The following is a 13,105-nucleotide window of genomic DNA, read 5'->3' as shown; positions in this document are numbered from 1 at the left end:
TAAAACCAACCGATTTAGCATCAATACTATGTCCTTTTTGACAACGAATAAGCCCTTTTTCAGACATAATGACGGTAACTGCTTCAGGATGCAGATGTTTTAACGGAATAGGTTCATCACCCGCATTACCGCTAAAATAGTTGATCTCTTCTGCTTTAAGCACTTCTTGCTGACCATCGACAGTAAAGATTAATGCTTCATCTTTTGGTGCAAACAACATTTGTTCAATCACATCACCTTGCTCTTTCCCTAAAGCAACAAGACGTGTACCACGCCCTTTTTTATTCATTTCATTTAGTTGTTCTGCTGAAATGGCTAAAATACGTGTTTTATCAGTGATGATAATAAACCAGTGTTGCTCATTTTTCTTTTGAGGATCAACTAAGAGCGGTGCTAATAATTCAGTCTCTTCAGAAACAGTGAGTAGACCTTTACCTGTCTTATTCTTCGTTTCCATCTCATCGTAAGAGAGAACCGTGCCATAACCTTCTTTTGTTGCCAGTAAATATTCTTGTCCAGCACTTCCCGCTAACATGTATTTCACGCTAGCTTCTGGAGGGAAAGTTAACTTACCGGTTAATGGTTCGCCTTGGCTACGTCCAGAAGGCATATCATTTGGGCTTAGAGTATAGCTTCGGCCAGTGGAATCAAGGAACAGAACAGGCTGATTACTCATGCCTCGAACTGCACTGTGATAACTATCCCCAGCGCGATAACTCATACCGCTAGGATCAATATCATGTCCTTTTGCATTACGTACCCAGCCCATTTCAGAAAGCACAATGGTGACAGGCTCTGATGGCAACATATCTTGTTCATTAACCACTTTCGCCTCTTCTTGAGGGCGAATAGGAGAACGTCTGTCATCACCAAATTCTTTTGCGTCGGCTTCAATTTCTTTTTTCAGTAAAGTATTTAAGCGACGTGGTGAACTTAATAATTTCTCAATACTATCGCGTTCTTTTTCAAGCTCATCACTTTCACCTTTTAGTTTTATCTCTTCAAGTTTGGCTAAATGACGCAAACGTAACTCTAAAATAGCTTCAGCTTGAATATCAGATAACTCAAAGCGACGCATTAATTCTGCTTTTGGCTCATCTTCATGACGAATGATTTCAATCACTTCATCAATATTGAGATAAGCAATTAATAAACCTTTGAGGATCTCTAAGCGACGTAAAACTTTTTCTAAACGATGATTTAGACGATTTGTGACTGTTTGGCGACGATAAACTAACCATTCGTTTAAAATAGTCAGTAATCCTTTTACTGCTGGGCGGTTATCTAACCCAATCATATTTAGGTTAACGCGATAACTTTTTTCTAAATCGGTATTTACGAACAAGTAGTACATCACTTGCTCTAAATCAACACGATTACTACGAGGAACAATCACAAGTCTGGTTGGATTTTCATGATCGGATTCATCACGCAAATCTTCAACTAAAGGCAATTTTTTTGCTCGCATCAAGGCTGCAATTTGCTCAAGTACTTTGGCACCAGAAACTTGATGAGGTAATGCAGTGATCACCGCACATCCTTCTTCTTTCTGCCAAACAGCTCGCATTCTGACCGAACCACGACCCGTTTTATAGATTTTTTTGATATCGTCTTGAGCCGTAATAATTTCAGCTTCAGTTGGATAATCAGGGCCTTGAACATATTGCATCACGTCAGATAATCCCGCATCAGGATTATCTAAAAGCATCACTAAAGCTTGTCCTATTTCACGTGCATTATGCGGTGGAATATCCGTTGCCATCCCAACAGCAATCCCCGTTGTGCCATTAAGCACGATATTAGGTAAGCGTGCTGGCAACATTTTCGGCTCTTGCATCGTGCCGTCAAAGTTAGGGATCCAATCTACCGTACCATGTCCTAATTCACTCAATAATGTTTGTGAATATTTGGAAAGGCGTGATTCGGTATAACGCATAGCGGCGAAAGATTTTGGATCATCCGGCGCCCCCCAGTTACCTTGTCCATCAATTAACGGATAACGATAAGAGAACGGCTGAGCCATCAGTACCATTGCTTCATAACATGCACTATCACCATGCGGGTGATATTTACCTAGCACGTCACCAACAGTACGGGCTGATTTTTTAAATTTAGCAGAACTACTTAAACCTAGCTCTGACATCGCATAAACAATACGACGTTGCACAGGTTTTAGCCCATCTCCAATAAAAGGCAATGCACGATCCATAATGACGTACATGGAATAGTTGAGATAGGCATTCTCTGTAAATAAGTGGAGCGGTTGGCGCTCTACACCATCATGAGTCAATTCACTCATTCAATTTTTCCTCAGACTCTTGTGGTATCCATTACACTTCGATGTCAACTTCATCGCCCTTCTCTTGTAACCAATTTCGGCGATCTTCAGAGCGTTTCTTCGCTAACAACATATCCATCATGCCTAGGGTTTCTTGATAATTTTCATCATCAATCACCAATTGCACTAAACGACGCGTATTAGGATCAAGCGTTGTTTCACGCAGTTGAAGCGGGTTCATCTCACCCAAACCTTTAAAGCGCTGTACGTTAGGCTTTCCTTTTTTACGACTTAAACGTTGTAAAATGGCATTTTTTTCTGATTCATCAAGGGCATAATGAACTTCTTTACCTAAGTCGATACGGTAAAGTGGTGGCATCGCCATATAAACGTGCCCTTCCTTAACAAGAGCTGGGAAATGGCGCACAAATAAAGCACACAATAAAGTTGCGATATGTAAACCATCCGAGTCCGCATCCGCAAGAATACAAATTTTACCGTAACGCAGTTGGCTTAAATCATCGCTATCAGGATCCATACCAATTGCAACCGAAATATCATGGACTTCTTGTGACGCTAACACTTCATCTGAAGAGACTTCCCATGTATTTAGGATCTTACCGCGCAAAGGCATAATCGCTTGATATTCACGATCTCGAGCTTGTTTAGCAGAACCTCCTGCAGAGTCCCCTTCGACCAAAAATAGCTCGGTGTAACGTAAATCTTGAGAAGTACAATCAGCCAATTTACCCGGCAATGCTGGCCCTGAAGTGAGTTTCTTTCTCACCACTTTTTTAGCTGCTCGCATACGACGTTGCGCGCTACTAATCGCCATTTCAGCGAGTAATTCGCCGACTTGAACGTTTTGATTTAGCCATAAGCTAAAAGCGTTTTTTACCGCATTTGCAACAAATGCACTGGTTTGTCTTGAAGAGAGTCGTTCTTTGGTTTGCCCTGCAAATTGAGGATCTTGCATTTTCACTGATAATACATAAGCGCAACGCTCCCATGTATCATCCGCGGTTAACTTAAGACCTCTTGGTAGCAAATTACGGAATTCACAAAATTCGCGCATTGCATCTAACACACCTTGGCGTAAACCATTTACGTGTGTACCACCTTGAACCGTCGGAATTAAGTTAACATAGCTTTCAGTGAGTAGATCGCCACCTTCAGGTAGCCATAACATAGACCATTCAACGGCTTCATTATCTCCTTCAAATTTGCCTGTAAACGGCTCTTCAGGAAGGCGAACAAATTCAGCAACAGCTTCACTTAAATAATCGGTTAAACCATCAGCGTAGCACCAATTTTCTTGAGTATTGTTTACTTTATCGACAAAAGAAACATTCACGCCCGGGCATAATACCGCTTTAGCTTTTAATACATGAGATAAGCTTTTAGAAGAAAAACGAGGAACATCAAAATAGGCGCCATCAGGCCAAAAATGCACACTCGTTCCTGTATCTCGTTTTGCACAGGTGCCAATCTCATGCAACTCTTCAACTTTATCGCCATTTTCAAAGGCAATTTGGTAAATTTTACCATCACGACGAACAGTTACTTCAATACGCTTTGAGAGGGCGTTAACAACCGAGATCCCCACACCATGCAACCCGCCAGAAAATTGATAGTTTTTATTAGAGAATTTTCCTCCGGCGTGAAGGTGAGCAAGGATTAACTCGATAGCAGAGACCTTAAGTTCTGGGTGAATATCGACAGGCATTCCTCGCCCATTATCGATAACTTCGATAGATTGATCTGCATATAAAATGACATCGACCTTCGATGCGTGTCCCGCAAGCGCCTCGTCCACGCTATTATCGATCACTTCCTGTGCCAAATGGTTCGGTCTTGTTGTATCTGTATACATCCCTGGACGGCGACGTACAGGCTCTAGACCATTAAGAACCTCAATATCCTTTGCGTTATAACTTGATTGAGTCATTGTTTTAATCTGCGGTTCGCTGTTAGAAAATACTGTTTATAATAACAGGTGTTTGCGGCAATATGATATTAATTTTCGGATAGATACATCAACCTACGTTTTACAGGTTAATTAACCGAAAGACTAAATTATCTTTAAAAATTGAATAATTTTCGGAAAAAAACGTTCAAAACCCACAAATGCGTGATTTCCATCCGATTCTACGGTTTGCCTACACGCGCCAAGATATGAGACAGCTTGACGATAATCAAGTATTTCATCTCCAGTTTGTTGAAGCAACCAAATAAGTTCGGGTGATGTAATTACGGGAATACGCAAGGCAAGTAACTCATCCATATGATGAGGTTCTAATCTATACTTTTGATGTGTATAGGGATTTTCGTTTTCACCCAAGAAATTTTGTAAGAGATCAAAAGGACGGATCGCAGGATTAACAACAACAGCGGGTAAATTAAAACGTTGAGATAGCCAGATCGATAAGTAGCCACCTAATGATGAGCCAATTAATCCAAGCTTGTCATCTACGCACTCTTTAGCTAACGATTCAATTAACTGAGCGGCTTCTTGAGGGTAAGGTGGCAATTGAGGTACTAACAATTCAATTTCAGGATGTGTTACTTCAAGCCATTGACGAAAAGCCTGTGCCTTTGCTGATTTTGGTGAGCTATTAAAGCCATGTAAATAGAGAATACGAGGCATGACTTAATAGCCATCCGAATCAAGGTCAGGACAAAATTCAGTCCCCTCTAAACGGTAAACTTGTGTTTCAATTCTGCCCTTCTCATCAGATAAAAGTGACATTTCCAAATAACGCCAGCCCGGAGAAACAGTATCTAATGTAAAATTAGTACAATGAGGGCGAAATTGAATGCACGTAGAAGGTGTTGCCAACAAACGAATACCATTCCACATTTCATCCATTTCTTGATGAATGTGACCACAAAGCATCATTTTTACTTGAGAGTGCTCTCTTAAACGCTCAGCCAATTCTTGAGAATTTCTTAAACTGTGTTGATCTAACCATGTACACCCTGACGGCATAGGATGATGATGCAACAAGATAATCGTATCTCTGTGCTTTTGACTTTCGAGACAGCGTGTTAGCCAATCTAATTGACAATCTGATAATTCACCATGAGGAACACCTTGAATTTGGCTATCTAATAACAGCATTTGCCAATTATCACCAATCAACACTTGTTTAGCTGACAAAACGCCTGCCTGATTTAAAGCATCAATCATCGCAGGTTGATAGTCATGATTACCTGGCAACCAAACACAAGGTGGTGTTAACGTTGCAATGCCATCTGCAAAATGCTGATAAGCTTCAAAGGTTTGATCTTGAACTAAATCACCTGTTGCTACAATCAAGTCAACATCAAGACCCTGCTCTCTAATCGCATTTAATACCGCATGGTAGCTACGATAAGTATTTATGCCCAGCAAAGTGTCTTCCACATTAGCAAAGAGGTGGGTGTCTGTGATTTGTAATATTCTTACGGTGTTTTTGTGTTTCACCGATAATTCAAGCTGGCTTTCCAAAAGGTTTCCTTGTTTCACTCTCATTAGCCGTTATGTTAACGTATTTTCGTAGTAAAGATCTGCCAACCAATACACATTTCAAAAGATTAGTGAGAAATATTCTCGCTTTCAATCACGTTTTTTTCACTTCTTTTTACAATTTAATTCATTTGATATCGTACACTTAGAGATAGTTACTCTACTTGATAATATTACTAAAAACACCCTTTAAAGATTGATTAATATATTAAATTACCGACCAACGCTTTCTTAACTCAATATGATGAAGTTGTAACCATTGAAGTGCAATGACCGATGCAGCATTGTCAATCACGCCCTCTTCAACCCAACGATAAGCTTGTTCTCTGCTAACAACATGAACACGAATATCTTCATTTTCACACGCTAATCCATGAATACCTTTTGCTGTTGTTGTATCAACTTCACCGACATAAACATGCATTCTTTCGCTGGTGCCACCAGGACTAGAAAGATAACTAATAATTGACTCGCATCGCCCAACAACAACGCCCGCTTCTTCTTGGGCTTCGCGTCTAACAACGTCTTCTGGGCTTTCGCCTTGTTCAACCATACCCGCAATCACTTCTAGCAACCAAGGTGTCTCACTGGTTTCATACGCAGGAATACGAATTTGCTCAATTAATACCACTTCATCACGTTTAGCATCATAAGCTAACAAAACACCCGCATTGCCTCGCTCAAAGACTTCACGTTTGACTTCTTCACTCCATCCGCCTTCAAAAAGGCGATGTTTAAAGCGGTACTCAGTCATACGGAAAAAGCCTTTATATAAATCTTTTTGATTGAGCAATTTCACGTCTTCACGGCCGTATAAAAATGGTGTATTTTCCCTTTTCTTCATACAATGTTCCTTAAGTTATATTTAAGAGTCTTTTTATTGCTTATGTTTAATACAGATTTAAAGAAATTTGCCAACAATTCATGTAAAGTTAATCTAAAATAAAAGGATATGGCACAAATGGCTACCCCTACTTAGGGAAACAATCTGCTAGAATTATCCCCAATCAAGATTAACAGAGGCAACTCAGCGAAACTGTTGCAACAAGGAATTAAAATGAAAAAACTGCTCTCTCTTTTGGTCACGATGAGTTTGGCAGGATTCAGCACTGCAAGTCAGGCTGAGGATCTGCTTCAAGTTTATCAAAAAGCAAAGGACAGTAACCCTGAGTTACGCAAGTCATTAGCTGAAAGAAATCAAGCTTTTGAAAAAATTAATGAAGCTCGTGGCTCATTATTACCCCAATTAGGATTAGGTGCCTCTGCCGATTATAAAAGCGGCTACCGCGATAATAACAACACCGAATCCAATTCTATTGGTGCAAGTTTAACGCTAACTCAAAGTGTGTTTAACATGGCATTATGGCGCCAGTTAAACATTCAAGAAAAAACTGCGGGTATGAGCGATGTGACTTACCAAACAAGTCAGCAAAAGCTGATTTTAGACACCGCGACCGCTTACTTTGATGTTTTACGTGCTATTGATTCATTATCATTTATTGAAGCGCAAAAAGAACAAGTTTACCGTCAGTTAGATCAAACAACTCAACGTTTTAACGTAGGTTTAGTGGCTATTACTGACGTACAAAATGCGCGTGCAAATTATGATAGCGTACTGGCACAAGAAGTGGTTGGCCGTAACCAATTAGATAACGCATTAGAGAAACTACGCCAAGTCAGTGGTATTTATTACATTAATCTGGCATCACTCAATATCAGCCGTTTTTCAACAACATCACCAGACTCTATTGAGAAACTGTTAAAAGATGCCGAAGAACGTAACTTAAGTTTATTAAGTGCACGTTTAGGCCAAGATTTAGCGCGCGAAAATATTCGTTTAGCGCAATCTGGTCACTTACCAACCGTAGATTTAAATGCATCAACTGGCGTATCCAATAGCCATAGTCACGGTAGCGCATTACCTCCTGTAACGCCTAACACTAGTCGCAATAGTTACAGTGGTCAAAATAGTATTGGTCTGTCTGTTAGTATTCCTCTGTATACAGGTGGCAGAACAAGCTCACAAGTTGAACAAGCACAATATGGTTTTACGAGTGCAAGCGAACAATTAGAATCGGTTTATCGTTCTATTGTCCAAATCGCACGTTCTTCTTATAACAATATTTCTGCATCAATCAGTAGCATCAAAGCGTATCAACAAGTTGTTGTTTCTGCACAAAGTTCATTAGATGCAACTGAAGCGGGTTATCAAGTGGGTACTCGTACTATTGTTGATGTGTTAAATGCCACAACAACACTTTATGATGCAAAACAAAAATTATCCAACGCACGTTATGACTATTTAATTAACCAACTAAATATTGAATATGCACGTGGCACATTAAATGAAAATGACTTAATTCAGTTAAATAACACACTGGGTGCAGAAGTTTCTACTTCACCAGATAGTATTATTCGCTCGTTAACAAGCCCTGCTCTTAACGTTGCTCCGTGATCGTGAATTAAGAATTTAGCCACTTATAAAAAACCGCTTTCAGCAATAAACTGATAAGCGGTTTTTTTATGTTTATTCTTAACATTACAATATCATGTTATGGCTTAAATTAAGATCTCAACAATATCTATATTCTTGTATTAACAAATAGCTTAATCACAATTAGGTTAAAAAGAGAAGATTCATCTAATTTCATTATTCTTAACCTTATAAAGATCACAAATTTCTGGTTATCCCTGATGATTAGGCGTTTCTTATTTATTTTCTAGACTATTTAACCTATCCTAGCTTTTATTTTGAACGTGTTACCTTTTATGGATCTTACCAATATGCCAATGAAACGTACCAAATCGATTAATCGAGATGCTTTCCGTAAAGCATTCCGTCCTTATCGTCTGGCGCCTGTTGCAATCGCCATCACTGCTGTATTCGCGCTTTCAGGATGTGAAGAGAGCGATGAGACAGTTTCACTGTATATGAATGCACAAGAATGTGCTCAAGCGAATCCTTCACAAGCAGCACAGTGTGAAGACTCTTATCGTACTGCATTACAAGAGGCACAACGTACAGCACCTAAATACGCAACATTAGAAGATTGTGTAGCTGAATTCGGTGACGCTCAATGTACACAAACAGCATCGATTGATGGACAAGCTGTGAGTACTGAAAATGCCAATAATTTAAACCCAGACAGCTCACAAATGGCCCAAGCTAACTCCGGTGGTAGCTTCTTTATGCCATTAATGGCGGGTTATATGATGGGTCGCTTAATGGGGGGTGGCGCACCAGCACAACCACTGTTTAGTTCGCGTAATCCAACAAGCCCTGCAAACGGTAAATTTGTGGATGCGACAGGTCGTAACTATGGTCCTGCGGTTGGTGGGCGTCAAATGAACGTACCAAAAACAGCCATGACACCAAAACCATCAACAACCTCAACAATAACACGTGGTGGCTTTGGTAATACGGTTTCAAGACAAGCTGCAGCTCAACGTACCAATGCTACGAATAATAACCGTAGCTCAACCGGTTCATCTTCTTATCGTTCAGGTGGTTAATTAAAACCATGAAACGCGAAAATATCATTGAACGCCCGGATTGGCGTGAAAAAGCAACTGAATTTGGCTTTAACTTTCATACAATGTATGGCGAGCCTTATTGGTCTGAAGATGCTTATTATCAATTCTCAATGGAAGAGGTTGAAACGTTAGAAGAAACGACAGAAGAGCTGCATCAGATGTGTTTACAAGTCGCTGATAAAGTGGCTAATAGCGAAGAGTTGCTGACTCGTTTTCAAATCCCTCGTCACTGTTGGGATTTTGTACGTGATTCATGGAAATCGTCTCAACCTTCGCTCTATTCACGTCTTGATTTAGCGTATGACGGTAAAAGTCCGGCAAAACTGTTAGAAAATAATGCAGACACACCAACTTCATTGTATGAATCTGCTTTTTTTCAATGGATCTGGCTTGAAGATCAAGTCAATGCAGGTCGTTTACCGCAAAATGCCGATCAATTTAATAGCATACAAGAAAAGTTGATTGATCGTTTTGCAGAGCTTCGTGATCAATACGGAATGCGTTATCTGCATATGTCTTGTTGCCAAGATACGCAAGAAGATCGTGGTACCGTTCAATACTTACAAGATTGTGCTGAAGAAGCAGAGGTCACAACTGACTTTGTCTTTATTGAAGATCTAGGTTTAGGTGAACGTGGTGAATTAACTGATCTGCAAGATCAGATAATCAGCAACATGTTTAAGCTTTACCCTTGGGAATTTATGTTCCGCGAAGACTTCTCAACTAAACTGGCTGATGCGGGTATTCGTTGGTTAGAGCCTTCTTGGAAGAGCATTATCTCAAATAAAGCATTATTACCCATGCTTTGGGAAATGTTCCCTAATCACCCCAATCTGCTACCTGCTTATTTTTATGAGGGTAAAGCGCCTGATTCATTATCACGTTATGTTATCAAGCCACTGTTTTCACGCGAAGGTGCAAATATTCGCATTGTTGAAAACGGCAAAGATATTGCTGTCGCAGATGGTCCTTACGGTGAAGAAGGCTTTATTGTTCAGGATTTCCACCCACTGCCAAAATTTGGCGATAGCTATACATTAATTGGTAGCTGGCTGGTTAACGACCAATCTGCAGGTATTTGCATCAGAGAAGATAGAGAGCTTATCACGCAAGATCTTTCACGCTTCTATCCACATATTATTTTAGATTAATAGAAATCTTAAAATTATATTGAGCACCTTATTGCTGATAAGCAGTAAGGTGTTTTTTATTCAAAATAGGTTTCGTTATTAGTAAAAAAGGCTAAATCCCATAAAATGAATTTAGCCTTTTACTTATATCAATAGGTTTTATTGGATGGTTTTATCCAATTTGAAACGTCATCATACTTAATGATTTATTCACAATATCATTATTCAACACTGTTACCTTTTCACCCGCTTGTTTTAAACCTAATAGATACAAAGCAGGCAAAAAATGATCGGGAGTAGGATGTGACAATCGCCCTTCTTCTGTTGATAAAATCGTAAATAACGCTTCTGGTACCTTATCGCTTTGTAAACTATTTTCGACTGCCTCATTAAAAGCCAATGCCCAAGGATAAGGCATTGCGTCGCTGTTTTGCCAATCCATCATTCTTAAATTATGAACGATATTACCGCTACCAATAATTAAGACACCTTCTTTACGCAATTCAACCAGCTTTTGCCCTAATTCATAATGCCATTGTGCCGATTGACGTGCATCAATGCTTAATTGAACAACTGGAATATTTGCGTTGGGATACATTTTTTCAAGTATTCCCCAACTTCCATGATCTAATCCCCATTGATCCATATCGAGTTTTAATTTAATCGGATCAATCAGATCTTCAATTAGTGCGGCTAAACCTATCGAGCCTCGCGCTGGATATTCTATTGCATACAATTCTGGTGGAAATCCATAAAAATCATGAATTGTCTTTGGTTGCGACATTGCCGTTACATACGTTCCATCAGTATACCAATGGGCTGAAATCACTAAAATCGCTTTAGGTTGAGGAAGCGTTTCCCCTAATTCTGACCAGAGGCGAGTATATGTATTATCTTCTAATACATTCATTGGACTACCATGCCCAATAAACAGTGCTGGCATCATTTTTGTTTCCATAACCACCTCTATGGCAAGTGTTCTTATCGTATAAGCATACTGCCTTATTACTTGAAATATAGTCAAAGAAGTATGAAATAGTTATTCAAAAAATATGAAAAAAGCCACCTAAGTTTCCTTAAGTGGCTTAAATAAGTGTGTGTGTGTTTTCAGTGTCGGTTATAACATGTTAATTTCAGCCAGCTTTTTTCTCCTTACGAAGACGATAAGCCACTAAATCTTCAATAGTTAACACTGGCATATTGTGCTTTTTAGCAAAAGTAATCACTTCTGGTGCTCTTGCCATTGTGCCATCGTCATTGGTTAATTCACATAACACTGCAACAGGTTTAAAACCAGCTAAAGTTGCTAAATCAATTGATGCTTCTGTGTGTCCGCCACGCGTTAACACACCACCAGGTTGAGCACGTAATGGGAATACATGACCTGGGCGATTTAAATCACTTGGTTTTGCATTGTCAGCGGCGGCTGCACGTACTGTGGTTAAACGATCAGATGCTGAAACACCTGTTGTTACGCCTTGTGCTGCTTCAATCGTTACTGTAAATGCCGTATGAAAATGACTGGTGTTATTCTCCACCATCATAGGCAAATCAAGTTGTTGACGACGTTCTTCTGTAATGCATAAACAAACAATACCACTACCATGACGAATAGACATCGCCATTTGTTCTGTAGTCATTGTTTCTGCGGCGAAAACCATATCGCCTTCATTTTCGCGATTCTCGTCGTCGAGCACCATCACGCCTTTACCCGCACGAAGGGCTTCTAGAGCAAGTTCAACACGCTCAAATGGATTACCGAATTCGGAAAGTAGCGTCTGATTCATGGTAAAAAAACCTCAATAATTAATGAAAGTTACCAGAATCAGGGCAGTCTTAGGAGTGGATCTCTGCTTAATAAAAACACAAGCAGAAACAACAGGAATGGATACAATGATCCTACTGATGCTATTTTATTCTCTCCCATCCAGACTTTAACTGTCGGCTCCAGAATTACACTGGATCTGCTGACCTTTGCATTACAATAGCAACACAAAGCGCTCGCGGGCTTTACCTATGTATTCAGGTATCTACCGCCGGTGGGGACTTTCACCCCGCCCTGAGATTAACGGTGAAACTATACGCTTTAAAATTATAAGAGGCAATCATCAATCGACGACAATCTTTGTTTCATCACATAATCATTTTATGACATACGGTTATTTAACGATTTATAATAAAAAGTAACAATAATCTTGATATCTAGTTTTATTCCCTCAGTCCTCATATTACACTTAACCTCAGCTTTCTATTTTATTTGTGAGGATTTCCCATGTTGGACCCGAAAAAACTTGAACAAGTCGCGCGCCAAATCCAAAACGTACTGCCACAAGGCGTTAAAGATTTTGGTGATGATATTGATAAAAAAATCCGCACTGTTCTGCAATCTCAATTAAACAAATTGGATTTAGTCAATCGCGAAGAGTTTGATGTACAAACTCAAGTCTTATTACGCACTCGTGAAAAACTTAATCGTTTAGAACAACGTTTAAATGAGCTAGAAGCGAGTCTGCAGGCAAAACCTCAAGCTGAAGTTGCCCAAGTTGAAGAGGTTGAAATTGTGGTAGAAACTCCAGCAGAAAATAAAGCTTAGCCAATGACTTTATTGCTTATTTAAGCCATAAAGCAAAAACCCTGTATCTCATAAAGACACAG

10 protein-coding genes, 1 pseudogene and 1 riboswitch are annotated in these 13,105 nt (G+C 39.6%); of the genes and pseudogenes, 4 read left to right on the top strand and 7 right to left on the bottom strand.

Annotation, left to right across the window (positions count from 1 at the left end; all coding sequences use genetic code 11):
- Positions 1-118: 118 nt before the first annotated feature.
- The 5 genes and pseudogenes from parC to nudF all read right to left on the bottom strand — a co-directional run.
- Positions 119-2,299, bottom strand: a pseudogene (gene parC / locus GWI59_RS05955) (DNA topoisomerase IV subunit A); the annotation flags it as partial.
- A 31-nt stretch (positions 2,300-2,330) separates the two neighbouring features.
- Entirely contained in the window at positions 2,331-4,226 is a 1,896-nt protein-coding gene (gene parE / locus GWI59_RS05950) for a DNA topoisomerase IV subunit B (RefSeq protein ID WP_072064300.1), read from the bottom strand.
- A gap of 123 nt (positions 4,227-4,349) precedes the next feature.
- Positions 4,350-4,925, bottom strand: a complete 576-nt coding sequence (yqiA, locus tag GWI59_RS05945) for an esterase YqiA (protein ID WP_006535999.1) — start codon at positions 4,923-4,925, stop codon at positions 4,350-4,352.
- A 3-nt stretch (positions 4,926-4,928) separates the two neighbouring features.
- Entirely contained in the window at positions 4,929-5,768 is an 840-nt protein-coding gene (gene cpdA, locus GWI59_RS05940) for a 3',5'-cyclic-AMP phosphodiesterase (RefSeq protein WP_072064302.1), read from the bottom strand.
- Positions 5,769-5,994: 226 nt separating this feature from the next.
- Positions 5,995-6,630, bottom strand: a complete 636-nt coding sequence (gene nudF / locus GWI59_RS05935) for an ADP-ribose diphosphatase (protein ID WP_161706334.1) — start codon at positions 6,628-6,630, stop codon at positions 5,995-5,997.
- A gap of 213 nt (positions 6,631-6,843) precedes the next feature.
- On the opposite strand from nudF, the gene tolC reads away from it, so the two are divergent.
- The 3 genes from tolC to GWI59_RS05920 all read left to right on the top strand — a co-directional run bounded on the left by tolC (position 6,844) and on the right by GWI59_RS05920 (position 10,471).
- Entirely contained in the window at positions 6,844-8,241 is a 1,398-nt protein-coding gene (gene tolC / locus GWI59_RS05930; protein WP_161669594.1) for an outer membrane channel protein TolC, read from the top strand.
- 329 nt (positions 8,242-8,570) lie between these two features.
- A complete protein-coding gene (locus GWI59_RS05925; protein WP_072064305.1) occupies positions 8,571-9,299 on the top strand; it encodes a DUF1190 family protein in 729 nt (242 codons plus the stop codon).
- A gap of 8 nt (positions 9,300-9,307) precedes the next feature.
- Positions 9,308-10,471: a glutathionylspermidine synthase family protein gene (locus GWI59_RS05920; protein ID WP_072064306.1), complete on the top strand. Its 1,164-nt coding sequence runs from the start codon at positions 9,308-9,310 to the stop codon at positions 10,469-10,471.
- Positions 10,472-10,622: 151 nt separating this feature from the next.
- Here the strand turns inward: GWI59_RS05920 and ygiD are convergent, their stop codons facing one another.
- Entirely contained in the window at positions 10,623-11,408 is a 786-nt protein-coding gene (gene ygiD, locus GWI59_RS05915) for a 4,5-DOPA dioxygenase extradiol (RefSeq protein WP_161724238.1), read from the bottom strand.
- Between the two features lie 175 nt (positions 11,409-11,583).
- Entirely contained in the window at positions 11,584-12,237 is a 654-nt protein-coding gene (ribB, locus tag GWI59_RS05910; RefSeq protein WP_006536009.1) for a 3,4-dihydroxy-2-butanone-4-phosphate synthase, read from the bottom strand.
- 124 nt (positions 12,238-12,361) lie between these two features.
- A riboswitch (FMN riboswitch) is annotated at positions 12,362-12,521 on the bottom strand.
- A gap of 201 nt (positions 12,522-12,722) precedes the next feature.
- On the opposite strand from ribB, the gene ubiK reads away from it, so the two are divergent.
- Entirely contained in the window at positions 12,723-13,043 is a 321-nt protein-coding gene (gene ubiK, locus GWI59_RS05905) for a ubiquinone biosynthesis accessory factor UbiK (protein ID WP_072064308.1), read from the top strand.
- The last annotated feature ends 62 nt before the right edge of the window (positions 13,044-13,105 follow it).

It is taken from the genome of Proteus sp. G2673 (genome assembly GCF_009915125.1).
Classification (GTDB): domain Bacteria; phylum Pseudomonadota; class Gammaproteobacteria; order Enterobacterales; family Enterobacteriaceae; genus Proteus; species Proteus penneri.
Note: the sequence above shows the minus strand (reverse complement) of the source record. Positions and strands in the feature narration are given on the sequence as shown.

Coding starts and splice junctions, on each gene's coding strand:
- GWI59_RS05920 (WP_072064306.1), top strand. CDS start 9,308: ATGAAACGCGAAAATATCATTGAACGCCCGGATTGGCGTGAAAAAGCA.
- yqiA (WP_006535999.1), bottom strand. CDS start 4,925: ATGCCTCGTATTCTCTATTTACATGGCTTTAATAGCTCACCAAAATCA.
- parE (WP_072064300.1), bottom strand. CDS start 4,226: ATGACTCAATCAAGTTATAACGCAAAGGATATTGAGGTTCTTAATGGT.
- tolC (WP_161669594.1), top strand. CDS start 6,844: ATGAAAAAACTGCTCTCTCTTTTGGTCACGATGAGTTTGGCAGGATTC.
- GWI59_RS05925 (WP_072064305.1), top strand. CDS start 8,571: ATGCCAATGAAACGTACCAAATCGATTAATCGAGATGCTTTCCGTAAA.
- nudF (WP_161706334.1), bottom strand. CDS start 6,630: ATGAAGAAAAGGGAAAATACACCATTTTTATACGGCCGTGAAGACGTG.
- ubiK (WP_072064308.1), top strand. CDS start 12,723: ATGTTGGACCCGAAAAAACTTGAACAAGTCGCGCGCCAAATCCAAAAC.
- ygiD (WP_161724238.1), bottom strand. CDS start 11,408: ATGGAAACAAAAATGATGCCAGCACTGTTTATTGGGCATGGTAGTCCA.
- ribB (WP_006536009.1), bottom strand. CDS start 12,237: ATGAATCAGACGCTACTTTCCGAATTCGGTAATCCATTTGAGCGTGTT.